The 23510-nt window shown below is 58.3% G+C and carries 25 protein-coding genes and 1 pseudogene; 3 read left to right on the forward strand and 23 right to left on the reverse strand.

The window, feature by feature from the left end:
• Positions 1-3: 3 nt before the first annotated feature.
• From KFE19_07085 to KFE19_07100, 4 genes are read right to left on the reverse strand one after another with little or no spacing between them, the layout of a single operon-like run.
• Positions 4-495, reverse strand: coding sequence for an ABC transporter permease (locus KFE19_07085; GenBank protein ID QUO39253.1), 492 nt, complete (start codon positions 493-495; stop codon positions 4-6).
• Between the two features lie 17 nt (positions 496-512).
• Positions 513-1172, reverse strand: coding sequence for an L-2-amino-thiazoline-4-carboxylic acid hydrolase (locus tag KFE19_07090; GenBank protein ID QUO39254.1), 660 nt, complete (start codon positions 1170-1172; stop codon positions 513-515).
• Between the two features lie 14 nt (positions 1173-1186).
• Positions 1187-2002, reverse strand: a complete 816-nt coding sequence (locus KFE19_07095; GenBank protein QUO39255.1) for a methyltransferase domain-containing protein — start codon at positions 2000-2002, stop codon at positions 1187-1189.
• A gap of 12 nt (positions 2003-2014) precedes the next feature.
• Positions 2015-2530: a hypothetical protein gene (locus tag KFE19_07100; GenBank protein ID QUO39256.1), complete on the reverse strand. Its 516-nt coding sequence runs from the start codon at positions 2528-2530 to the stop codon at positions 2015-2017.
• A gap of 239 nt (positions 2531-2769) precedes the next feature.
• Here KFE19_07100 and KFE19_07105 point away from each other — a divergent pair, with 239 nt between their 5' ends.
• Positions 2770-3060: a hypothetical protein gene (locus KFE19_07105; protein QUO39257.1), complete on the forward strand. Its 291-nt coding sequence runs from the start codon at positions 2770-2772 to the stop codon at positions 3058-3060.
• A 152-nt stretch (positions 3061-3212) separates the two neighbouring features.
• Here the strand turns inward: KFE19_07105 and KFE19_07110 are convergent, their stop codons facing one another.
• Genes KFE19_07110 through KFE19_07120 form a run of 3 tightly spaced genes read right to left on the reverse strand, consistent with a single transcriptional unit; the run spans position 3213 to position 7698 of the window.
• Entirely contained in the window at positions 3213-5072 is a 1860-nt protein-coding gene (locus KFE19_07110) for an antirestriction protein ArdA (protein ID QUO39258.1), read from the reverse strand.
• A gap of 12 nt (positions 5073-5084) precedes the next feature.
• On the reverse strand, positions 5085-5612 hold the full coding sequence (locus KFE19_07115; protein ID QUO39259.1) for a hypothetical protein: 528 nt from the start codon (positions 5610-5612) through the stop codon (positions 5085-5087).
• Complete coding sequence (locus tag KFE19_07120) at positions 5602-7698, reverse strand: DNA topoisomerase 3 (protein ID QUO39260.1); 2097 nt, start codon at positions 7696-7698, stop codon at positions 5602-5604. Before KFE19_07120 ends, KFE19_07115 begins: the two co-directional genes overlap by 11 nt.
• Before the next feature lie 90 nt (positions 7699-7788).
• On the opposite strand from KFE19_07120, the gene KFE19_07125 reads away from it, so the two are divergent.
• Complete coding sequence (locus KFE19_07125) at positions 7789-8502, forward strand: toll/interleukin-1 receptor domain-containing protein (GenBank protein QUO39261.1); 714 nt, start codon at positions 7789-7791, stop codon at positions 8500-8502.
• A gap of 51 nt (positions 8503-8553) precedes the next feature.
• On the opposite strand, the gene KFE19_07130 is transcribed toward KFE19_07125, so the two are convergent.
• The 13 genes and pseudogenes from KFE19_07130 to KFE19_07190 form a co-directional block, all read right to left on the reverse strand.
• Positions 8554-9702, reverse strand: coding sequence for a DUF4366 domain-containing protein (locus KFE19_07130; protein QUO39262.1), 1149 nt, complete (start codon positions 9700-9702; stop codon positions 8554-8556).
• Complete coding sequence (locus KFE19_07135) at positions 9692-9973, reverse strand: DUF4315 family protein (GenBank protein ID QUO39263.1); 282 nt, start codon at positions 9971-9973, stop codon at positions 9692-9694. Before KFE19_07135 ends, KFE19_07130 begins: the two co-directional genes overlap by 11 nt.
• Complete coding sequence (locus KFE19_07140) at positions 9960-10700, reverse strand: phosphoadenosine phosphosulfate reductase (protein ID QUO39549.1); 741 nt, start codon at positions 10698-10700, stop codon at positions 9960-9962. Before KFE19_07140 ends, KFE19_07135 begins: the two co-directional genes overlap by 14 nt.
• 16 nt (positions 10701-10716) lie before the next feature.
• The gene (locus KFE19_07145) at positions 10717-12615 is read right to left on the reverse strand and encodes a C40 family peptidase (protein QUO39264.1); all 1899 of its coding nucleotides are present in this window, start codon (positions 12613-12615) and stop codon (positions 10717-10719) included.
• Entirely contained in the window at positions 12616-13632 is a 1017-nt protein-coding gene (locus KFE19_07150; GenBank protein QUO39265.1) for a DNA cytosine methyltransferase, read from the reverse strand.
• The gene (locus tag KFE19_07155; protein ID QUO39266.1) at positions 13620-14255 is read right to left on the reverse strand and encodes a hypothetical protein; all 636 of its coding nucleotides are present in this window, start codon (positions 14253-14255) and stop codon (positions 13620-13622) included. Before KFE19_07155 ends, KFE19_07150 begins: the two co-directional genes overlap by 13 nt.
• A gap of 2 nt (positions 14256-14257) precedes the next feature.
• A complete protein-coding gene (locus KFE19_07160; protein QUO39267.1) occupies positions 14258-15019 on the reverse strand; it encodes a phage antirepressor KilAC domain-containing protein in 762 nt (253 codons plus the stop codon).
• A 2-nt stretch (positions 15020-15021) separates the two neighbouring features.
• A complete protein-coding gene (locus KFE19_07165; GenBank protein ID QUO39268.1) occupies positions 15022-17445 on the reverse strand; it encodes a PrgI family protein in 2424 nt (807 codons plus the stop codon).
• Positions 17375-17797, reverse strand: a complete 423-nt coding sequence (locus tag KFE19_07170; GenBank protein QUO39269.1) for a PrgI family protein — start codon at positions 17795-17797, stop codon at positions 17375-17377. Before KFE19_07170 ends, KFE19_07165 begins: the two co-directional genes overlap by 71 nt.
• A gap of 5 nt (positions 17798-17802) precedes the next feature.
• Complete coding sequence (locus KFE19_07175; protein QUO39270.1) at positions 17803-18360, reverse strand: adenine methyltransferase; 558 nt, start codon at positions 18358-18360, stop codon at positions 17803-17805.
• 12 nt (positions 18361-18372) lie between these two features.
• Positions 18373-19239, reverse strand: coding sequence for a hypothetical protein (locus KFE19_07180; GenBank protein QUO39271.1), 867 nt, complete (start codon positions 19237-19239; stop codon positions 18373-18375).
• A 66-nt stretch (positions 19240-19305) separates the two neighbouring features.
• Positions 19306-19470 (reverse strand): annotated as a pseudogene (locus tag KFE19_07185) (hypothetical protein).
• Positions 19471-19491: 21 nt separating this feature from the next.
• Positions 19492-21108 (reverse strand): recombinase family protein, encoded by a 1617-nt coding sequence (locus KFE19_07190; protein QUO39272.1) that lies wholly within the window; start codon positions 21106-21108, stop codon positions 19492-19494.
• A 225-nt stretch (positions 21109-21333) separates the two neighbouring features.
• Between KFE19_07190 and KFE19_07195 the strand changes: the two genes are divergently transcribed.
• Positions 21334-21534, forward strand: coding sequence for a hypothetical protein (locus KFE19_07195; GenBank protein QUO39550.1), 201 nt, complete (start codon positions 21334-21336; stop codon positions 21532-21534).
• A 64-nt stretch (positions 21535-21598) separates the two neighbouring features.
• Here KFE19_07195 and KFE19_07200 read toward each other — a convergent pair whose 3' ends face one another.
• The 3 genes from KFE19_07200 to KFE19_07210 are packed head-to-tail and all read right to left on the reverse strand — an operon-like array spanning position 21599 to position 23441.
• Complete coding sequence (locus tag KFE19_07200) at positions 21599-21793, reverse strand: transposon-encoded TnpW family protein (protein ID QUO39273.1); 195 nt, start codon at positions 21791-21793, stop codon at positions 21599-21601.
• A gap of 14 nt (positions 21794-21807) precedes the next feature.
• Positions 21808-22650 carry an ATP-binding protein gene (locus tag KFE19_07205; GenBank protein ID QUO39274.1) on the reverse strand — a complete coding sequence of 281 codons (843 nt, stop codon included), beginning with the start codon at positions 22648-22650 and terminating at the stop codon, positions 21808-21810.
• Positions 22647-23441 (reverse strand): replication initiator protein A, encoded by a 795-nt coding sequence (locus KFE19_07210; GenBank protein QUO39551.1) that lies wholly within the window; start codon positions 23439-23441, stop codon positions 22647-22649. Before KFE19_07210 ends, KFE19_07205 begins: the two co-directional genes overlap by 4 nt.
• Positions 23442-23510 lie beyond the last annotated feature (69 nt).

The raw sequence follows: 23510 nt of genomic DNA on the forward strand, positions 1-23510 counted from the left end.
CTTTCAGATCCAGGTGAGCAGATACCCGTTGATTAAAGCAACAGCCAAAAACAGAAGAACTCCCCGCAGGAAAGCGTAAAAGTGTTTGCGGGGGTCCGCATATAATTCCGGACTTTCCTCGGTGCCGGAAAACCGCACCCGTTTTGTGTGCCGCCACCAAAGCAGGTCGATCACCAAAAAATCAAACAGATTCAGCGCCTGTCCTAAAAGCAGAGTGTTCAAAAAGTTGCCTGCAAAATATTCCTGCCGGGTGAGAAGCCCCATCGCAAACAGGAGCGCAGTAAACAAAAGCAGATTTCCAGCGAAGATGGCCGCAGGACCTCGCTGCCGAATATTTCCTGATAGCTCCGGGCGGGCTTTCACAATCTTCTGTACCTCGTCCGGGTAAGTAGAAAAATTACGGATGTTTTTCTCGTCGCTCCCGGTGCCCAGCCAGCAAAAAGCCCAAAACAAGGAACACAGGAGCATACCCTCTGCCAGCAGCATTTGAACCATCTTCCATCTCCCGATTTCTATTTTCCCTGCCGTTCTTTGTCCCAACGGGAACCCTTTTTGCAGATATAAAAGTCACAGCAGTCACCGCCGGCCGCCAGCGTTTTGGTACGGTAGAGCCGCCCACCCATCCAGTCGACGGACATCGTGTCCAGAGCGCATAGATAGGGAACCAGATGAGGAAGGCCCTCCTGTCGGCCCAGGGCACACAGACCGCACTGGTGGTAAAGGATCGTATATTCCTCTGCATCCCGGCCGAAGATGACCTCGGCATTCCACTGAAAGGGGTTCCTATCTGCATCCGCCAAAGATGCAGTCGCTGCTCGCTTATATTGAGCCTTCAAAGTAAATGCAGTCTTGGCTTTGCCCCGGAAGGCAGCCACAACCAGAGGAGAACGCATACTGGCACTTACCATGCCCTCAAAGCGCTTTTCACTCATTTTTTCTTCTGCCGCCTTATAGATAGACAGCCATAGAATTCCACCAGTCAGGCAGACCCGCAACGGGTTTTCCATCATGGAGCCAATATCCGGGGTACGGGATACCATTTGCCGGTAAATCTGCTTAGAGAGCTGCTTCAACGCAGAAATATCCCATCCCAACTCCTGCCTTGCCAGATACCGAAATGCGGCAGGAGCGATGGCAGCCCACATCAGCCTTTCACAATATGTATAGGTCATGACAAACCTCCGTCTTACTTCCGCCCCACCAGCATCCGGGAGTCGCCCAGCATCATCATGCCCGCCCGCCGGCGGGAGCCGAAGACCTCCGTGGCCGTGTCGATGAGGCGCACGTCCTCATAGCCCATGTCCCGCAGCTTTTGGACAAAGGCATCCATGTCCCCGTACATTTTTGGCTTCATGTCATCGTTGAGCGCAAAGACGCCGCCCTTTTTCAGCACCCGCAGGGTCTCCAACAGCAGAGCCTGCTTGTCCGCACCCATTACATTGTGGTAGACATAGTTGCTCACCACGGCGTCGAAACTCTCATCAGGGAAATCCAGCTTGTTGGCATCCCCGTGCCGGAACGCACACCTGAAGCCGACGCCCTCGCTCTCGGCATTTTTCTCGCACATGGCCTGACCATAGCCGTAGGCCACACCCCAATAGTCCATGCCGGTGATTTGGGCGTCCGGCCAGGTGAGAGCCGCCCGTATGCTCAGTGCGCCGGAGCCGCATCCAACCTCCAGAAGTTGTCCCTGCCCGTCAAAATCCAGATGGGAGAGGACGACCTGATGGACCCGCTCCATCATTCCTCCGCCGCCGAAAGCGTACTGTTTCCGTATCCATGCACACCAGATCAGCAGGGCAAGCAGCGCCGCTGCGGCAACAGAGAACAGGATGCCGAGCGCGGCAATATGAAACATGGAAAAGGATAGCGCTGCCAGCACCGCCGACAGGGTCAACAGCCCACCGATCATGTAAAAAACCGGGTTAGACATCCAGCTTCCGTAGTCCTCGCCGTGGGTGCCGAGTCGGATTATTTTTTGTTGCTTTTGATGTTGTTTCATTTGAACCATCTCCTATCCTATCTTTTGCAATAACAGCCCCAATCCCGCCTGAGCCGCCGCCATGAGCGGGCACAGCAGCAGCGGCCATTGGAGCAGGTGCTCTGGCAGCGCATAGCCCTTCATCCAGTCTGTGAACTCATAGCCGGGATGTCCCTCTGTACCAGGGATCACAAAACGGTCTTTCGCTTTTTTCTGGATCAGCCACACATCCAGAAAAAGAAGATCGCCTATGTTGATCATCATCCACTGGATGTATCCCATCAGGGATAGACTCCAGAATCCGGTTGTCCCTCCCTCCACAGCGCTGACCGCACCATAAAGAAGGAGGGGCAGCAGCTCTCCGAAGCAGATCCAAAGCCGGTAAAAACGGTTTTCGGCCTTTGTCGGCGGATCTTTTGCCGCCTTGATGATGGCGGGCGGATAGCAGGGAAACATCAGCCGGGGCCTATACAGCGCCACCGCCGCGGCGAACAGGTTAAAATAGGCCGCCATGGCAATCCCGTCCAGGATGGTGCGTGTCCAATTCACATATAGCCCCCTTTCACTTGTAAGTAATCATAAGGTTAGCAATAACTAACTGATATGTATTCAGTATACCTTATCCCGCGTGAAAAAGCAATGCACCATTGATGCCTTCCTGCGATTTTGCACTATGGAAATGTGGAAAACGGCTGCTCCGCCGATGGAAAGCAGATATTCACGGCCCGATGGAAAAGCCGCCGGCTTTCCCACAGCCCGCAAACATCGTTTCCCACAGTTCCGCAAGCATGACCGTTTACGCACATTCCCACAGCGCCTACTACGGCGAATATCCTTCCCGTCCGATCCTGATTGAAAGAGAAAAAAGAGAACAAAAAAAGAAGCGGGAGCGTCACCCTCGGCCTAAACCGAAGGCGGCGCTCCCGCTTTGTTATGGAAAAGTGTTCAAAACAGTCTCTTTGTCCCCCCTCAAATCAGAGGGTGAGGACTACATGGGAAATCATAAGGGCGGCTCCCGGAAAAGCCGCCACAGGCGATTTTTCAGCCCGTTTTCAACCCCTATTCCCGCACTTTTTTGAGCGTGCGGACTGGTAATGAGGGCAGGAGATAAGAACCGCCCGGAAGCTCTGCTTGCAGGGATGGACACAGCCCTTGCAAATCTTGTTGTACCTGCGGCGGCCGTTCTCCCCGAGGAAGAAGGACCATTCCAGCCGCCACTTCTTGCTCCGGCTCACAGGTCATGCTCCGGGGGCTTCTTCTGCTGGGCCCTGTCCGGGGGCTTGCGCTCGCCGCACTCCCGTTTGGCCTCCGCCAGCCGCTCCCGGATGGAAGGGCGCTTCTCCGGGGCGCCCCTATGCGCTTCGCCCTGGGCCTTCTCCTGCTCCTCACCTTTGCGGCCGTTGTTCAGCACCCCGTCGATCATCCCGTAGTCGTCCTCCAGGGTCATCTCGGCGGTGCGGAGCGGGTTCTCCGGCTCCGCTGGCAGGGCGATGATCTGCCCGTTCAGGCTGATGAACTGCTCCGGCTGCTTGAAGTGCTCCGTGTATTTCTGCACCTGCTCCGGGGTCAGGGAGTTGAAGCTGTCCTCACTCAGCCCCACCACCAGGAAGGTGCCGGCCATGACGTCGTAAATCTCCCCATGCTCGTCCCGCAGGCTCCGGTTCAGCTCCAGGCCGATGAGCTTGCCCTCATCGTTGCAGACCAGTCCCACCGGGTCGGAGAAGGGATAGGAGGCGGCAATGTCGCCGCCCACTTCCGCCTGTAACGAGTGGAGGCCGGGGTCGATCTCCTTCACACAGGGCTCCTTCATGGGCTCCACCACCAGGACGGTCATCTTCTCCGGGGCGGCGTGCTCCTGGGCCTCCTCGCTGCGGATAGCGAAGGCGCGGGAACCGTTGCCCATGATGAGGTACTTCCCATCGTCAGACTGATGGTGGAAGCCGTACCCGGCCGCCTCCATCTGCTCCCGGCTCATATCCGTCACATAGAAGGTGCCCCTGGGAGTCCGCACCGTTTCGCCGGTCTCCCGGTCATCCGGGGAGGGCGCCGGGGTCTGTCCGGCCAGCTCCGCCTCATACTCCCGGCCCGCCTGCTCCGCAAAGGCCAGCATCTCGTCCACATGGGACTTGTCCGGGTCCTCCAATGCCGCTTTGATTACAGCCGGATCAAAGTCAAGAAATTCCTCATAGCCGGTGGCGTCTTTGAATTTCTCAATCTCCGAAGGGAGATAGTCCTCCTGGGTCTGCCCCAGGGCGGCCAGCTTCTCATCCAGGGCGGAAATGCGGCCGGCCATCAGATTTTCGTAGATCTCCTCCTTGGCCGCGTGCTCCTCCGGGTGCTCGGCGGCATACTGCGGGTCGTGCTGGCGGAAGAACTCGTCCATATCGTAGGCGATGTCCATCGCCCATTCGGATTTTTCCTCCTCGGTCAGCTCCTCCGCGTCCTGGAAGGTCATCACCCGGTATTCCTCCGGGATGCTGCCATGCTCCCCATCGTAATACTCATGGAAGCTGCTCCCGGTGTCCCGCACATACCCCAGGTCGGTGAACTCGCCGCCCTCCTCCAGGGCGACGTCCCGGCCGTAGGCCTCATAGTCGATGTAGTTCCGCAGGTGCTCCGGCACCTGCATGGCGTCCAGCTCCTCGATGTAATACCGGCCCAGGTCGTCGTGGTCGTGGATGTCGGGGTAAATGTCGTAGCAGTCCAGGTTCTCGGTCAGGTTGATGATCTCCTGCAAGCTGCCCGAATGGTCGCCGATCTCCATCGCCGCCTGGAACTGTTCGTACTCGCCCTGGCTCATCTCGTCCAGCTTGGAGGCCAGGTAGTTGAGCTCGTCCAGGTTCTCATACTCGCCCAGCTTGTCGTAGAGGCCGTCCACATAGCAGTCATAGTCAGTGATGAACCACTCCTCATAGGGCTGGCCGAAGTCATCCTTCTGCCCAATGCCGATCCGTTCAAACACCTTCTGCATCTCCTCTGGCGTGGTGGGGAACTTCACCCATTCGCCCACCAGGTCGCCCTCGTTGTACTTGCCCAGGTTGGTGATGAAGGCGGCAAAGGGATAATCCTTGTCATATTCATAATGGGGCATATACGCACCTCCTTACAGCTCCGGCTCAGACTTCCCCTTGCGGGGCGCCTGGGCCTTGTTTTTGTTCCTGCACTCCTGTTTGCTCTGTTCCAGCCGCTCCCTGATGGAGGGCTTGCGGTCCGCCTGCTTCGCCTGGGGGCGGTCGTGCTGCCATGGGTCATCCGTGGGGAACAGATACCCCCGGCTGGTGAAGCACCCCCGGTCCTCCTCCAGGGCGCGCCGGCCGAAGGGGGCGGGGTCAATGGCGGCCCGGAGGTCGTCCGTCAGGCCGATGGTCAGTTTCTCCTCCAGGTACTCCCAGCCCAGGTCCTCCAGGGTCCGAACATGGGGCTCCAGCACGAAGCAGTCCACATTTTTCTCAAATTCCAGGAACTGCTCCGCCGTGGTCAGCCGATAGGGGGACTCCTGGACAGCAGCCAGAAGGTCCCGGTCCTCCTGGGATAGGGCGGCAACGGCTTTCGCTACCGCCGCCAGCTCCTCCCGGCTCATGTTCTGTTCAGCGCCGCCCAGGGAAATATCCGGGATTGCTTTATCTGCCATTCACGCCCTCCTTCCGTTTGGGGAACTCCAATTTGAAGCGGACATACTTCTCGCCGGTATCGTCCAGCACCACCACCGCGTCATAGGCGGCGCCCTTCTTTTCAGACCACATCCCCTTGACGGAGGTGCGGCCCTTCTTCAAAAGGTCGCCGGCCATCTTTTTTGTCAGCTCCTTCTTGCGGGAGGTCCAGAAGCGGTCGTCCTTCCAAAGGACAAAGCGGCAGGCGCGGTCGGAGCAGTAAAAATTCTTCCTGCCCTCATAGACCGGCTTGCCGCAGCGGGGGCAGAGACCCACGGCCTCCCGCTCCGGGGCGAACAGTTTCTGGCCCTCCTCGGAGATGTGGGAATAGGTTTTCACCAGTTCCCGCGCCATGTCAGAGATCCCCGCCATGAAAGCGGCGGGATCGCCCTCACCCCTGGCGATGGCGGTCAGCTTCTGCTCCCACTCCGCCGTGAGCATGGGAGAGGTCAGCGTATCCGGCAGGACAGTGACCAGGTTGATCCCCGCCTTGGTAGGGATGAGGCTTTTCCCTTTGCGCTCCACAAACCCGGCCGCCACCAGCTTCTCCAGGATCGCCGCCCTGGTGGCCGGGGTGCCCAGGCCCTTGCGCTCGGCGTCCTCCGGCATCTCCTCTTTCCCGGCAGTCTCCATCGCCGCCAGGAGGGTGTCCTCCGTGTACGCCTTGGGCGGGGCGGTGAAGTGTTCGGTGACAGCGGCCTCCACCTGGTCAAAAAGTTGACCCTCGGTGAAGTCCGGCAGAGCGGCGGGTTCCGCCTCGCCCTCCGGCTGCTCCTTCAGGGAAGCGCGGAAAATGTGGTCGATCTCACGCCAGCCCTCGGAGAGGATGCGCCGCCCCTTGGCGGTGAAGGTCTGCCCGCCGCAGGTAAAGGTCGCCGTCACCGCCTCGTACACATAGGGCTCCGCAACCGCGCACAGCAGCTCCCGGCACACCAGCAGAAGGATATTGCGCTCACCCACGGGCAGTTCGGACAGGTCCGCCTTCTCCAGCTCCAGCGTGGGGATGATGGCGTGGTGGTCGGACACCTTCTTGTCATTTACCAGCAAGGACACATCCGGGAAGAACTCCCCGCACCCGTCAAAGGGCGGTACCTTGGCCGCCAGGTGGAGGACCACCGAAGCGGTCTCCGCCATGTCGGCGGTCAAAAACCGGCTGTCCGTCCGGGGATAGGTCAGCAGCTTTTTCTCATAGAGGGATTGTGCGTAGTCCAGCGTCTGTTTCGCCGTGTAGCCGAAGATGCGGTTGGCCTCCCGCTGGAGGGTGGTCAGGTCGTAGAGCCTGGGCGGTGCCTCTTTCTTCTGTTCACGGGTGACGGAAGCGCAGACTGCCTCCGCGCCGGCACAGGCCGCCCTCAGGGCCTCCGCCTCCTCCGGGGCGGCGATCTTCTCCGACACCGCCTCGGCCCCGCCCAGGGTCAGGCGCACATGATGGTATTTCTCTTTGCGGAACATTGTGATTTTGCTGTCCCGGTCCACCAGCATGGCAAGGGTGGGGGTCTGCACCCGCCCCACATTCAGGGTGCGGTGGTAGAGGACAGAAAAAAGTCTTGTGGCGTTGATCCCAATGAGCCAGTCTGCTTTCTGGCGGCAGAGGGCGGACTGGTACAGCGGGTCATACTCCGCGCCGGGGCGCAGGTCCTGGAAGCCCTCCCGGATCGCCGCGTCCTCCATGGAAGAGATCCACAGACGGGAGAAGGGCTTCTGGCATCCCGCCATCTCATAGACCAGCCGGAAGATGAGCTCGCCCTCCCGCCCGGCGTCGCAGGCGTTGACCAGCTCGGTGACGTCCTCTCGCTCCATGAGGTGCTTCAAGTTCTGGAAGGCGTCCTCCTTGCCATTCGCCAGCACATAGCGGAAGGGCTCCGGCAGGATGGGAAGGTCATCATACTTCCATTTCTTATAACCAAGGTCGTACCCGGCTGCGTCCATCGGGGACACCAAATGCCCCACGCACCAGGAAACGATGAGCCCATTTCCTTCAAAACAGCCATCGGCCCTGGATGTGACACCCAGGGCCGACGCGATGGATTTTGCAACACTCGGTTTCTCACAGATTATAAGTTTCACCTAATACCACCACCTATATAATGTATTGATTTGCTTTCATTTTCGTAGTATAATACCAAATATGGATTTTCGTTTGAAAGAAGGGGAATAATGGGAAAAATAAAAATCACTCGTAAAGTAACTGTTAAACAGCAGGTGCGTGTTCAACGCAATGTGCAAGTTACTTCTCAACCCATAACATACACCCAACCCGCACCTCAAATCTCCACCGCCCCGGTTCAGAAGGCGTTGAACGACTTGTCTAACGAAGTTAAGAATGCGCAGAGAAAACTTGAATCTTCGTCTCGAAGAAGGACTCTCCCTTCTGGTGTTTACAGCAAGCCTGTTGAGGATGTTTTCTATGCTTTGGACGAGCGCCGAAAACCGGAAAATTTGGAGTCCCAAGCAATGTACGATGTGTTTATCTCACATGCCAGTGAAGATAAGAAGGAGTTTGTGGCCCCCCTTGTGGAAAAACTTCAGGATGCCGGAATCACGGTTTGGTATGATGCTTTGGAGTTGCAATGGGGTAAAAGTTTACGAGAGCAAATTGACAATGGGATTAAACGCTCAAAATTTGCTATCCTTGTGCTGTCTAAACACTTTTTTGAGAAGCAATGGCCCAGACGTGAGTTGGATGGCATTTTGGCAAAGGAAACCGTATCCGGTAATGCCCCACTTCCAATCTGGTACAATGTGACTCAAGAAGATGTTTACGAGTTTAGTCCCACACTATCAGGCTTATATGCTATCTCCACTGATAACCACAGCATCGATGATATTTGCAAGGCCCTCCAACTTGTACTTGAGAAAGAAACTGCATAAGCATAAGGCCAACATTCTAACTTAGTGGAATGTTGGCCTTACGTTTTTTGACTATCCCACTATTTCATTATCGGTATCCTCATTTTCATATTCCTCATCCTCGAAGTCATAGTCGTCCGGGTCTGCGCTGACCTTGGACGCCTGCTTGGGACGGATAAACTTGATATAGGCGAAGGCTCCGCCGCCGCCCAGCACCACCAGCGCCAGGACCAGCGCCAGGGCGCCCATGCCCCCGGACTTCTCCGCCTCCGGCTCCGGTTCGGGTTCCGGCTCCGGCTCCGCGCCGGCGCACTCGGCCATATTCACCGCGCACACCTCGCAGGAGGTGTTCACCGCCCCGGCCTGGCATTTCTCCGTACAGGTGCAGACCGCCGGCGCCTCCTGGGCCTCGCCATCCTCCATCAGTGCCAGGAGGTCCGCCTCGTCCACCTGGTTCAGGAAGTGGACGGTCTGCGCCCCCTCGTCATCCCGGTCGATGATGAGATAGAACACGTTGCCGCCCTTTGTCTCCACCGTGATGAACTGCTTGCCGGAGGATGTCCCGCCCAGGTCGTCAATGAGGGACAGGTTCCCATCCGGGGTCAGGGCTGCCCCTCCGCCCCCGGAGAGGCCGGAGGTGAACAGCTCCAGCAGGGCGGAGAGGTCCGTCCCGTCCAGGGAGAGGGAGAAGCTGCCCGTGTCCGTGATGGTCAGGTAGTCGGAATGAACATAGCCCTCCCGCTCCGGCAGAAGCACCTTGACCCATTCGCCCTCGGTGCCGATGACTTCTACCTGCGCCCCATCGGGAAGCTGGGTGAAGGCGTCGTTATCCAGCCCAGCGCCGGTGCGGACATTCAGGTTGCCGCCGCAGGTGGTCACGGTGCCGGTCTGCTGGGTTTCCCATTTCTCCGTGTCAGGGGTAAACAGGATACCGTCCTCGGTGACAGTCACAGTCCCCAGGCCGCCCAGCAGCTCGGCAAGCTGATCCAGAGTATCAGCGCCGGCCTGCGTATCATTGTTGCCAGCAGTATCTTCATCATCGGTCACAGTGACCTCCGGGGCCTCGGCGTCCTCCGCAGGGTCCGCCTCCGTCCCGGCAGTTTCGGTGTAGTAGGGTTCGCCCTCCCCACCGCCGGCGAAAGCGGGGACAGCAAAGGCCGTGGCACAGAGCGCCACGGCCAGGGCCGCCGTAAACAGGCGGATGATCTTCTTATTCTTCATACTCGGCATCCTCCATCTCATTCTCGCCGGGGTCCGCCGCGGGCTCCGCCTCCATCATGCCGTTCGGCAGGGTGATGAGGCCGCTGGCATAGGCCTTCAGGAAGGCCGTCAGCTCCCGGTTGTCCATCTTCACCGCCTTGACCATGCGGACGATCTCCAGGTTCTCCTCCTCGGTGAGCTGGGCCTCCAGGGTGCGGAGGCGCTTCTGCTGCTCGGAGATCTTCTCCCTGGTCTTTTCAATATCGCGGCGGATCTTATCAACAGTTGCCATGTTCGCAAAACTCCTTTCCAAATCGTTCTTTCCATGAGTAGTTCCGGCCCAGGCCCTGGACCGTTTTCAAATTGGGGCGGGCATTGTCCTCCAGCGCGATGGCCCTTCGGAACAGGTCCGGGTGGTGGTCCCGCAGGTGGATGATCTCCTCCGCCCTCATGCTGGGGCAGAAGAAGCAGGAGGATTTGCCCGGCTGGGGCAGACCCGCATTTTCAATGGCCTGCATACACGCTGCCCGGTCCCATCCCCATTCCATCAGGGGATACCACTTGCTGTACTTGGGGTCGGCCAGGTCGCCCAGCAGCACCTTGTCGCTGCGGTAGCCCTCGCCGGCGTCGTAGCCGATGAATTTCACCACCCGCTTGCCCGCTGCCCATACCTTTTGGCAGGGCAAATAGTGATTGCAGAACTTTTCCTGCGGCCCGATCTTGTGTTTCAGGGAACACCGCTTGAAGCCGTAGGCGATGGAGGGCAGGGTGCCGCTCTGCAAGCACTCCTGCTCCAGGGTCAGCCGCTTGCTGTCCCGCGTGGTCTTGTAGACTCTGGTGATGGGCGGCATCCCGTGGCCCTTCAGCCAGCGGTCCATAATGTCCAGGTAGGCATAGGTGTGGGGATGCTCCGCCCCGGTATCCGCAAAGAGGATCAGGTCCACCGGGATGCGGTGCTGGTGCAGGCCGATCAAAAGGGCGGTGCTGTTGACACCGCCCCCGTAGGAAACCATATTGATGCTTTACCACCTCCCATCAGTTGTACGGCGGCCGGCCGTAGGCATAAAAGTGAGACTGCCAGTAGCTGGTGTTCAAATTGGTGTAGGAAATCGGATCTCCACAGTGCAGCATCATATTGTCGCCCACATAGATGCCCACATGGGAGATACCGCTGGTGTCATAGGTGCCCACAAAGAACACCAGGTCGCCCGGCTGGGGGTCGGAGACCGGCGTGGAGATGTTATAGAGCCCCTGGGCGCCCAGCCGCCCGGTGTTGCACAGGCCGGTATTGGTCAGCACATAGCTGACGAAGCCGGAACAGTCAAAGGAGGTCTCCGGGCTGCTCCCGCCCCAGACATAAGGGTATCCCAGGTATTTCTCCGCCTCGGTGATGAGGGTGGCGAACCGCTCATCCGTCAGGTACTCGGCGGGAATGTCCCAGGCCGTGGGCGGGTTCTCAATGTACTTGCCCACATACCCGGAGGACGGGAACAGGTCCGGTCGGTTGCCCAGGGTGGACATATACACGGCGTACATGGAGAGCTGGTCCTCGCCCATGATATAGACCGGCACATGGGAGAGGTCGAAATTCTCCAGCGTGACGGTGCAGATGTACCAGGTGTAGGGAACCTCTACCTCGTACTCGTTGCCCTCGCTGTCCGTCCTCGTTTCTGTCCGATACCGTGTTTCAGTGGTCACGGTCTCGGTGAGGATGTACTGCTTGTCAAAGAGCATTTCCAGATCCCCTTGCACCTCGTCCAGGGTGAACACCCCCTCGTGAAGCGCCGACAGGATGGACAGCAGCACATAGGGGTCATGCTCGATCTCGTCCAGGTCAAAGTGGTACTCGTCGTAGTCGTGGGTGGCCTCGTAGGTGTTCAGATATTCTTGCAGCTCCGCCTCCATCTCGCAGTAGGCGGCCTCGGCCCCGGTCAGGTCCGCGTCCTCCGAAAGATAGGAGGAGGCCACCAGGCCGGAAGTCCCGCCCCCGAACATGGAGGTGCAGGACTGCATCAGCCCCATGATGAGCATGAGGATCAAGCCAATCCCGCCCACAATGAGAAGGGTGTGTTTGTTCTTGGTGACGAAGCCGCCCAGCTTCTGGGCGATGGTCCCGCCGCCCTTCTTCGCTGCGGAGGCGGCGGTCTGGGACGCCTTGCCCGCGGCCTGGGCTGCGCCGGTTCCTGCCCGGTGGGCGGCGGCGTACTGTTTTTGCAGCCGTTTCTTCTGCCACAGGCGGGAGATGGGGTTACTGGACGCAAGCTGGGGATTTTCCATGACGGACTTCCGCCAGTAGAAATCGGCATTGGATTTCACCGCTGCCTGCTCCGCCTGTTTCACATCCCGCCAGGGTTTCAGTTTCCGGTCCGTGCGTGCCTGATGGATACGCCGGCCGCCATAGCCCACGGCCTTCTCGATCTGCCGCTCTCCCAGGTGGCCGGCCTGGACGCCGGAATTTTCACCCTCCACCTTGCTCACTTCGCTGTGGAGGGTGGACTTCACCTCCTGCACCGGCCAGGATAAGGGGTTGCCATGCTCCTTACCGGGAGGCTTCACGGGGACGGCGGCCTTTGCCGCGTCCAGCTTATCCGCCGCCTTGTCCGACTTGCGGACAGCTTTTTTCAGCTCCGGCGCCGCCCGGTCTGCCTCCGAAAACTGCAAACGGGAGGAAGGGCGGTCCCTGGCCGCCTCACCCTCCCGGAAGGTGTCGCGCCGCTTGCGCCGCGCTTTTTTCGCCTGGCGCCGTTCCACATGGCCCTCCACCTCGTCCACCGCCCGGCTCAATGTCCCCGCCGTTTCATCAGCAGAGGAATAGTCCTGTTCCTGGGGGCGGTCCGAAATGTGGGTGGCCTCGCCGGTCACCAGGTTCACCGAAATGGCCCCGTCACGGGTCATCTTCTGGGCCTCCTTCTCGGAGGCTTTCCATTCTTGCATTTATCCGTCACCTCCTCCATAGGGGCAGATGCTGGCGCACGCCCCGGTCTCAATCGCCGCGATATAGTGAAAAATGGGATAGGCCTGGGGCGGGCAGACTGCGTTGCCCAGGGTTTTCAGGCGCAGGGCCCGGTCCTTCGTGTCATCAGTTATGCGGGGGACATCTGCGGGTTCCTCTCGCCAGAGGATACGGCCGTCCATCCTTTCGGGAAGCCCATGAGCCATTCCACCCAATCCGGGTTCAGTGCCGCCTTCTCCGACAGGGGCTGCTCCTGGTGGATCACCTGGGCCGAAAGGTTGCTGGACGGGGACTTGCCCCGGAAGGCCGCCGGTTTCAAGGTGGAGCGGTAGCCCTCCGACGCCGCCGGCGTCAGGTAGAACACCGCCGCCGAAAGGCTCAGGCTCCAGATCGTCCCGTCCCTGTTCCGCTTGCGGAAGATCCCATTGTCCGACAGGTACACATCCAGGTTTGCCGCGTCCCTGCAGGTGGATTTGTCGGAGGCAAGGGGCGTGGGAAACATCAGCCGCGACGATAAAAGTTCGCTGGCGCTCATGCCACGCGCCGACGCCGCAAGCCGGAAATACGAATGGGAGAACAGCGTATCCCGCTTTTGCCAGGTCAAAAATCGTTTTGTCGAGCCCCATATTGATGAAGCCAGCAACATTTTCCCCAAGCACCCAACGGGGCCGCAGCTCGGTAATAACTCTGCACATTTCCGGCCACAGGTAGCGTTCATCCGCAAAGCCCTTCCGCTTTCCCGCGGTGGAGAAGGGCTGGCAGGGGAAGCCGCCGGAGATGATGGTGACTGTTTCAAGTCCTGTTTTCTCAAAAAACGCCTCCTTCGTGAATGTGGTGATGTCCCGGAACTTCGGCACGTCCGGCCAGTGCCGCTCCAGGACGGAATAGGGGTAGTCCGCCCATTCACACTGGCAGACGGTCTCGAACCCGGCCGCCTCCGCCGCCAGGTCCAGACCGCCGATGCCGGAGAACAGGCTCACATGGGTCAGTCGCTCCATACCTCGTCCCCTTCAAGGTCTCCCTCGTCCTGGGGCTCCTCCACATCCTCCAGGCGGACCAGGTTATGGCGGCGGATGATGGACTCCTCCAGGACGTCCTGGGCGGCATTGCTGTCCTCCGGGAGGCCCAGGCTGCGGAAGAGCTTTTTCAGCACCTTTTCATAGCCGCCGGCCTTTTTCTTCAGCCGGAGGAAGTCCTTCTCCGTTTCCGTCTCGGACAGGCGGCGGGCCAGCGAATAGTAGAGGACGATCAGGTGGTGGATGTCGCCCACCAGCATACGGAAGCCATAGCCGGGGATGATGTACTCATCCTTATACTTCTTGGGCTTCGGCTCCTCCACGGGCACCGGGGTGGCCTCCGCCAGCTCCTTTGCCATAAGGTCCTTTAGGTCTTTGGGGTCGCCGAATACCAGGTAGCGGCCGGGGATGCCCCAGCCCTGGAATTTCTCCTCGGCGATCTCGCCGTAGCGCTTCGCCGCGTCCAGCACATGGAACACGTCCTCCTCGTCCTTGATCCGGCCCGCCAGGAAGGCGAGCTGGTGGAGAAGGCCGTATAGGTGGACCTCATCGTTGATGTGGTTGAGATAGGTCTTGCCGTCGATAATGTAAATCTTGTTTTTCATATTCACGCCTCGCTTTCACAAAAATCAAATTCCATGCTCATCTGCCCGCCGCAGAGCATCATCCGCAGGAGGTCCTTCCCCTGGGGCGTGATAAGGGTCTGCTGGCGGAAATGCCCGTACTTCCAGAAGTCCTTCACCTGGAACAGCCCCTTATTGGAGGGCTTGGCGTAGGGCAGAAGGTATCCGGCCGGGCAGCGGTAGAGGAAGCCCTCCTCCATCAGGAAGCGGCAGAAGTCGCGCTCGCCCACGCCCAGCTCCTTGGCTGTGGCCCGGATATTGGTGCAGTTGCCGGGGCGCACAAAGGCGTCGTAAAAATCCGCTTTCGGCCGCAGCCGTTCCACCTCCCCGGTAAGGCGGCGGTTCTTCTCATGCTCCGCCAGGAGCTGGTCCGCAAAGGAGAGAAGGATCTCCGGGTGCCTGGCCGCCTCCTCCAGCAGGGAGGGCGTCATGTAGCCCCCGGTCCTGCGGATCGTGGGAAGCACCTCATCGAACACCCATTTCTCAAACCGCTCCGCGCCGGGCAGCCGGCTATGAACGATCAGGCGGTAGACGTCGCCCTCCGGGAGGAAGGTCATTGTCTGGTCACCGCTTGCGGTGGGGATGGAACGTTTCGTTCCACCCCTCGCATGGTCACGGACAGCCTTTCGGGGATTGCTGTACCCCAGGGCCTTTGCCACATCCGAACCGCAGAACAGGTATTTCCCGTCCTCCTCGATCACGCGGATACTGCCAAATTCACTGTTTCTGAATATCTCCATGTTCATATTCACGCCTCCGTTTCCGCCGCGTGCTCCACCTCGCTGGGCTTGGTGGTAAGCAGCTTATAAAGCTCCGTGTCCTTTGGGAAGTCGTCCGCAAAGGGCAGGATCACATTGTTGAAGAACAGCAGCCCATGGCCCGGCTCGGAATTGGTCACATAGGCAAGCTGTTCCGCCGAAATGCCCAGCCGCTCCGCCAAAATCTTGCGGTCGCCGGCGGCCTGGTTGAGCATATAGATGAAATCGCTGTTTTCCAGGATGTTCTCGATCTCCGGGGAGGAGAGCAGGTCCTTGGGGTTCTGGGTCGCCCCGGTGGGCACCCCGCCCCATTTTCTAAACCGTTTCCAGATCTCCGCCGAATAGGCCGCCGTCTGCTCCTCCTTCAGCAGGAGGTGGAACTCGTCCACGAAATACCAGGTGGAGCGCCCAATGGCCCGGTTGATGGTGACGGTGTTCCACACCGCATCCTGGACAATGAGCATCCCCGGCTTTTTCAGGTTTTTGCCCAGACCCTTGATGTCAAAGCAGACCAGCCGGTTGCGGATGTCCACGGTAGTGCGGTGATTAAAGAAGTTCAGCGAACCGTTCACATACAGGTCCAGCGCCTGGGCCACCCGGTCGGCCTCCGGGATGCCCTGCGCCAGCAGCGCCTCCATCAGGTCGCCCAGGATGGGCATATTCTCCGGCCGGGGGTCTGCGAAGTAGGGCTGGTAGATCTTCTGCACCGCCCGGTCGATGACCGTTTTCTCGATGGCCTCCAGCCCCGTCTTGCTCCCCATGATGAGCTCGCAGAAGGACAGGACAAAATCACTTTTCAGCGCCAGGGGGTTCTCCTCATCCGAATAATTCAGGTTGATGTCCAGGGGGTTCACATAGTCGGTGCTGGACGGGGACAGCCGGATCACCTGCCCGCCCAGTCGGCGCACCAGGGGCGAATACTCGTCCTCCGGGTCGCAGATGATGACATTATCTTTTGTGGTCAGGATGATGAAAGTGATCTCCCGCTTGCAGCTCATGGACTTGCCGCTGCCCGGCGTGCCGAACACCAGCCCGTTGGGGCTTCTGGACTGTTTGCGGTCCAGAAGGATCATGTTGTTACTCAAAGCGTTGAGGCCGTAGTACATGGCGTCCCCGCCCATAAACAGCTCCTGGGTGACGAAGGGGACGAACACCGCCAGCGCCGAAGTGGTGAGGCTCCGCTCGATTTTGATACGGTTGAGCCCCAGGGGAAGGCTGCTCATCAGTCCGTCCTCCTGCTGGAAGTCCAGCCGGGTGAGGAGGCAGTTGTAGGTCTGCGCCACGCTGGCCGCCTGGGACACGGCAATCTCCAGCTTCTGCTTGGTCTCCGCCATGTGCATGACCAGGAAGGTCAGATTGAACATTCGCTCATTCCTGCTTTGCAGGTCCTGGAGGATGGTCTTTGCCGCGCCGCCGTAGGTGGCAAGGTCGCTGGGGAGGATGTCCATGTCGTAGCCGCTGCGTACCGCCCGCTTCTGCTCCGCGATCTTCATGGCGTCCAAATCCGTGATCTTGCGCTTGACCATCTTGATGGCCTCGTTCTGGTTGATGCCCCGGATGTGCATAGTTACCAGGATGTTGCCCTCGGTCTCCATAAACTCCGCCAAAATGCGGTCGTGGATCTCCGGGGCGGTGATCTGCAAAAAGCTCACCGCCCCGTACATCTCGCCAATGCGGAAGGTGCGGGTCTCCCCGAAGTGGAAGGAGGACGGGGCGATGAAGTCCTTGACCGAAAGGCCGCTGGGCACCAGCCAGTCCCAATCGAAGGCAAACTTGCCTCCCTCCGGGTGGAGGATGCCGTGAAGCAGCTCCAGCCGCTCTTTCCCGTCCAGCACATGGGCGGCGGCGCCCATGACCTTGAAGCGGTTGAGGGTGTCGGTCTCGATGCGGGCGAAGCGCGCCCGCGCCGCCGCCAGGTTTTCCGCCTCGATGGTCAGGGTCACATACTTGGTTTTCACATAGCCGTTGCTGCCCCGCTCATACTGGAAGCGGAGTATCCCGGCCGCGTCCTCCCGGACAGGGTCCAGGTCGTCCCCCTGGGGGCGGATGCCGAACAGGTCCTCCTCCGGCCCATGCTCCACATACCGGCTGCTGAGCGACACCTGCACCCCAATGGTGGGGTCGTAGCCATTGTAGAAATCGCAGAGGTGTTCAAAAATATCCCGCTGATCCTCCGGCGAAGCCAGACGGTAGTTGACGTCCTCGAAGGCGATGGTCTTGGAGAAGGCCCCGCCCTCCAGCCGGCACAGGCCGTCCGGGAACATATTGCGGAAGGGGATGCTCTCCTGCACTGTATGGGCTTTCCCGTCCCCCTTGGCTTGGCGGACCACCGCCTCGATCTGCTTACGCTCGGCGCGGGTCAGCTTGCGCCTTGCCCCTGCCGGTTTTGCGGGTCTTGCCGTTTTTGCCTGCAATCGCTCTCACCTCCTGTTCCAATTCGTACTGCCGCACCAGGGCGGAGTACAGGTTGTTGGTCTGGTAGATCCGCGTCTTTGGGCGGATAAATTTGTTTTCAATGAGATGTCCCAGGAACACCTCCAGGGGCTGCCCGTTCTTCTCGTACATGGCGAACAGGAAGAAGGGAAGCATCACCAGGATCATGCACAGGGCCGCCGTGGTGGTGCCAAGTGCCCCCTTGGTCAAAAAGAAAAGCGGCACGCCGATAATTGCCGCCGCTCCGAAACAGATCACCTGCCGTTTGGTCAGCCCGAACAGGACCTTGCTCTGTACCTTGCTCAGGTCCTTCGGGATCGTTACATAGGCCAATAAAATCAGCTCCTTTCCGCAAGCTGAATGTTGCTTGCTACTTCATTTCCCCATACATCCCAGCCGGGGGTCGCCTGCCGGGCGAACAGCTCGATCCGGGGGACGTCCCCCATCAGGGCCTCGATCCGGCGCCGCGCCTCATCCGGCTTTTTGCTGTGCTCCTCAACATGGGAGAGGATGACCTGCTTGACGTCCCTGGCTGCCCGTTTCGGGTGCCCGCGGGTCGCCAGCAGGCAGATCTCCGCGTTGGCGCGGGTCCAGTATCCCATCCCGGTGAAGATGTTGTCCGATTTGCGGCACTGCTTCACCCACACGAAGGCCACCGTCTTGAAGGTGAAGCCCCAGGCGTCCATAACGCCCCAGCCCTCCCGGAGCATGGGGAAGGTGATCCAGAGGAACAGGGCGCAGTCCCTGGCTGCAAGCCGGGACACGGGCAGCGCCTTGATGGCCTCTATGCTCATGGTCGGATAATGGCTTTCCGCGCTCCGGCCCGCGCCCTTTTTGCTCCATACCTTGTAGGACCAGGGCGGGTCCGCGTAAATGACATTGTATTTCTTCTCCATATCGGCCTCCCCCTAATGCGCCCCAAACAGGGACTTTGCGAGGCTGCCGGTCTTAAAGAGGGTGAAGCACAGGAGCACCGTGTACCCCATGCACCCCCAGATGGCGCCGGAAATGTTGTCGCCGCTCAGGGAGATGCCCTCCACCAGCACCGCGTAGATGCCCACGCAGATCATAATGAGGAACGCCTGGAAGCCCAGGGCCAGCAGGGAGCGGAGATAGTTCTGCCCCGTGTTGCCCCATTCCCGGTTCACCATCGTGGCAAAGGGGATGGAACCTATCGAGGTCACCAAATACACCTCAATCATCCTTCCGTAGATCACCAGGAAGATACAGATGGAGAGGATCTGCGTACACAGCCCCACAAAGATGCTCTGGAACCACAGCCCCAGCAAAGCGCCGATACTCCAGTCCGCGAGCTGGGTCTCCAGGTCGGCGGTCACGCCGGATATGTCGATGCCCGCGTCCGAAATGATGACGCCGGCGCTCTGGCTGACCACGTTCTGCGCCACATCGAACACCGCCATGACGATGTTCCAGGTGTTGGTGACGATGAGCACCGCGCAGAAGGTCTTGAAGATCCACTTGAAGAAGATCCAGGTGTCGAAGTCGTGGAGGTTGTTCTTTTCTACGATGAGCTGGATGAGCTCATAGCACATGACAAAGGTGAGGACGATGCCGGCGATGGGGACGATCACGGTCTCCGAGAGGTTGCGGACCATGTTGAAAATGCCGCTGTTCCACGCGGAAGGCGTCATGCCCACCTCCCCGGCGATCTCGCCCACCTTGGTATTCAGGGTATCAAACATCCCGGTCAGGTTTGAAATGATACCGTCGATGAGCAGTTCCTGGAACCACTCCTGTATCGCGTCAAAGATCAACGGGGATCACCTCCTTTCCGGGAGGCCCCGTGTGCCGGGGCCTCCCGTGGGGTCTGCTGGCAGACATCAGGCGGAGAGCAGGCCGGACAGCAGGGGGATCAGGGTCAGGCCGATGAGGGCGACACCGCCGCCGGCCATGAGCTGCTTGATGCCCTGGCTTTTTGCTTATGTGTGATAAAGAAGCAATAGAAGTGCAAAAAATTTTGCCGTTCCTATCCGACACTTGGCCATTGTGTCGGATAGGTCGGGCGGTTATTCGGGCAAGTCAATCTTGCCGACAAAGCTGTAATAAATCTCAATGTCCTGCCTGCGGGTGCCGTTCTCATCATAGCTGCACTCATGCACCACAATTTTCTCGATCATTTCCCGCAAGAGAGTGGGGGTCAGTTCTTCAAAGGCAAGGTGCTTGCGGACAATGCCCATAAATTTCTCGGCGTTGACGGTAGCTGCCTGTGACTTGTCCAGTTCGGCTTGCAGGGCGGCGGCTCTCTTTTTCAGCTCCGCTTGCTCGGCTTCGTAGTCAGCCGACAGTTCCATGAAACGCTCATCGCTGATTTTGCCGTTTACATTGTCCTCATACAGCCGCTTGATAATGCGGCTGATTTCAGAAATGCGTTCCTGCGCCTGTTCAAGCTGCTTGATGGCTGCGGCGGTCTTTCGCTTGCCGCCGATCTCGTTCTGCTGGACAAGTAGTTTCACAAACCGGCTCTCATGCTTGGCTGCGTATTCGGTCACTTGCCGGAGATTTGCCAGGACACCAGCGGTCAACAGATCGGTGCGGATAAAGTGCGCCGTACAGTTGCGGGTGCGCTTCTTGTAGCTGCCGCAGATGTAGCAGTCCTGTTTGCGGTCTTTGTTCTGATACCGCTGCTGATACAGCACATGGCCGCAGTCGGCGCAGAACAAAATCCCGGAGAACAGCCCCACTTCATCGTAGCGGTTCGGGCGTTTGCGCTGTTTGCGTAACTCCTGCACCCGTTCCCATGTTTCCTTGTCGATGATCGGCTCATGGTGGTTCTCGAAAATGGCCTGCTTCTCGACGGGGTTCTCTATGCTGTGCTTGACCTTATAAGAAGGCTTTTCCGTTTTGAAGTTCACCAGACATCCGGTGTACTCTCGGTTTTCGAGGATATGAACGACGGTGTTGGTCGCCCATTTGCACTCATAGCCTGGGTGATAACGGCGGGTGCTGCCTGTCCGCTGATATTCCAGCGTCCCCGGCGTGGGGATTTGCTGCTCCGTCAGCATACGGGCAATCTTGGTCGGGCCGTTCCCGGCAAGGCAAAGCTGGTAAATCTGCTGCACCACCGGGGCGGCTTCCTCGTCTATAATAAAATTCTCGTCCTCGTCCATCACATAGCCGTAAACCGGCTTGCTGGTAACAGGCTTGCCGCTCATGCCTTTTGACTTTTTCACTGCCTTGATTTTCTTGCTCGTATCTCTCACCAGCCATTCATTGAACAGATTTCGCAGCGGGGTAAAATCGTTGTCCATGCCCTCGCTGGCACTGTCCACATTATCGTTGACAGCGATAAAACGCACACCCTTTTGAGGGAACAGCATTTCCGTGTAAAACCCTACCTGCAAGTAGTTTCGCCCTAACCGGCTCATGTCCTTGACGATGACCGTACCCACTTTCCCGGCTTCAATGTCCGCAAGCATGGCTTGAAATCCGGGCCGCTGGAAGTTCGCGCCGGAAAAACCGTCGTCGGTGTACCAGCGCAGATTGGTAAAGCCGTTCTGTTTTGCGTAGGTTTCGAGTATCCTTTTTTGGTTCGATATGGAATTACTCTCGCCTTGCAATTCATCCTCGTGGGACAATCTCGGATAAAGGGCGGTAATGAGGTTTTGGGTGGCTTGTCTTAACATAAAATCCTCCGTTTCCGACAGCCAGCCCCACTATTCCGTGGTTTCATTGTACCACGGAACGGCGGGGGCTGTACAGCGGCAAAAGCGTTAAATTTGCTTCTTTACAGCTTTTCAATTTTCCGATTTTTATGGTATGGGTTGTCGTCCCATATTTGCAGTAGAAAAGTTCATAACTCCGTGGTATACTCTGATTTAACAAAAAAATCAGAAGTTAAAGGAGAAAACATGAAGTATACAATAGATGAATTAACCGCGGCCAAAAGGCAAATTGATTCAACTCTGCACAAGCTAAGAGAAACAGTAAAAACATTTGAATCAAAGGATAATTCCGAGCGTTATAAATCACAAATCACATTGGCAAAGAGAAGAATAAAAGCCTTTGAAATTGCAAATTATTTTATAGAGAATGAGATTAAGAATTGCTAAAGCACTTCCGATTTTCGTTCCAGCGGTCATGCTCCCTGGCATGGCCGCTTTTCCATGCCCCGGTTCACGCCGGATAAGTCGGCTCCTGTGTAGCAGCGGCTTCCGCTTCCAGTACCCGCGCCATTTTGTCGGCGGCTGTGGTTGTGGTGTCTTTCTTGAAATAGCCGGACACGACAAGGACGGAATTGCCCATGCGGATTTCCGTCACACAGTCAGGGCGGCGGGTGGTGCGGGTGTCGTGCTGCTTGTTATCTGCCATAGGCAATACTCCTTTCAGTCGGTAATCAGTTTCTTCATGCTCTCCATTTTCCGCTTGGCGGTTTCCTGCCGGAAGTTGTCGCCGGTAAAGCGTACCGGGACGCACATGGAAAGCAGGCGGTCATAAATCCGGGAATGGGCGGTGTCCTCCGGGTTGTGCAGGTCGTCCAGCGTAAGGTTGGTCGTGACGATCAGCGGCTTGCCGCTGCGGTAACGGCTGTCAATCACATTGAACACCTGTTCCAGCCCGTATTCCGTCCCGCGTTCCATGCCGAAGTCGTCAAGGATCAGCAGCGGATAACGACAAAGGCGGGAAATGTACTCGTTGCGCCCCTCAAAGCTGGCGGCAAGGTCATTGAGGATAAGAGCAAAGTTCGTCATGCGGACGGGGATTTCTTTCTCCATGAGGGCGTTTGCGATACAGCCTGCAAGGTAGCTTTTGCCGGTGCCTACGCCGCCCCAGAACAGGCAGCCGATATTGTCTGTCCGCATATCTTCCCAATGCTCCACATACCGGCGGGCAAGCCCGGTCTGCGGGTTCCTGCCGTTGTCGTTCTCGAAAGTCCAGTCCCGCATGGTGGGGTCGGTAAAGCCCCGGCGTTTCAGTTCTTCCACGGTGTCAAGGTGTCTGCGCCGCTTTTCGGCGGCTTCCCGTTCCTCGCGGGCGGTTCTCTGGCAGTCGCACTCTGCCGGGTGGCGGTCGCGCCCGAAGATAGCGGCCTTATCCGGCGCAAAATAGGCTTCTTTCGGCTTGCGGCACTTGCCGCAGTACAGTAAACCGTCCTCGCCGGTGTAGTCCTCCGGCTCCGGGATGGTGGTCGTCATATTCTCCAAAACCGCGTTGATTTCATTCTTCATAAACTCTCGCCCTCCTTGCATGAGTAGTCTGGTATGCCCTTTTTAGGGGCTTCCTTTTTGTCGTTCCCCGCCCATATCCGCAGGGCGGCGGCATAGTTCTGGTAGCTTTTCCCGTTGGCGGCAAGGTAGCGGCTCATTTCCTCGATGAACCGTTCCAGCCTGTCAGGGTACTCTGCCTGCAACTCGTCGTATTCGGTCTGTGACAGAAAAATATTTCCATATCGGCCATAGGGCGCGGACGGCCCCCCACTCACTCCCTTTGTTTGGCTCTCTGTAAGGTTGTTTATAGTAGTTTGGTTAGGGGACGGTTTTCCGACCATCATAAGGTCGGTTTTCTGACCATCAGTAGGACGGTTTTCCGGCTCTATGAGGGGCGGACTTCCGGCCATCAGTTGGTCTGAAAACTGTACCTGTGGCACTGGCGGTACTTTGACATAAAGCCGGTTCGGTGCGGAGAAGCCGCCCCGTTCCCGTTCCAACAGCCCCGCCGTGTCCAGTTCATTAAGCGCCCCCTTGATGGTGGTGCTGCCTTTATCCAGTATTTCTGCTATCTCCGCGATGGGATAGATAATATAAATCCTGCCCTCGTCGTCCAGCCACTTGTTTTTCTGGGAGAGGGTGGAACGGTCTAACAGCAGCGAATACAGCAGCTTGGCGGTCTGTGAAATCTCCATTTTCAGCAGGAAACGGGGATACGGCAGATAGGCGGGCAGCCGCGTGTCTGCCCTGATATAATCAGCGATAGGATCACCTCCCTGTGTTCGGGTTGATTTTGGCGTATTGTCACGCATTAAAACGCCGTTTCCGGGGGAAAAGGATAAATGTATCGCGTACCCTTTGACACCCACGAAAAAAGCCTT

The sequence above is a fragment of the Dysosmobacter sp. Marseille-Q4140 genome (genome assembly GCA_018228705.1).
Lineage (GTDB): Bacteria > Bacillota > Clostridia > Oscillospirales > Oscillospiraceae > Oscillibacter.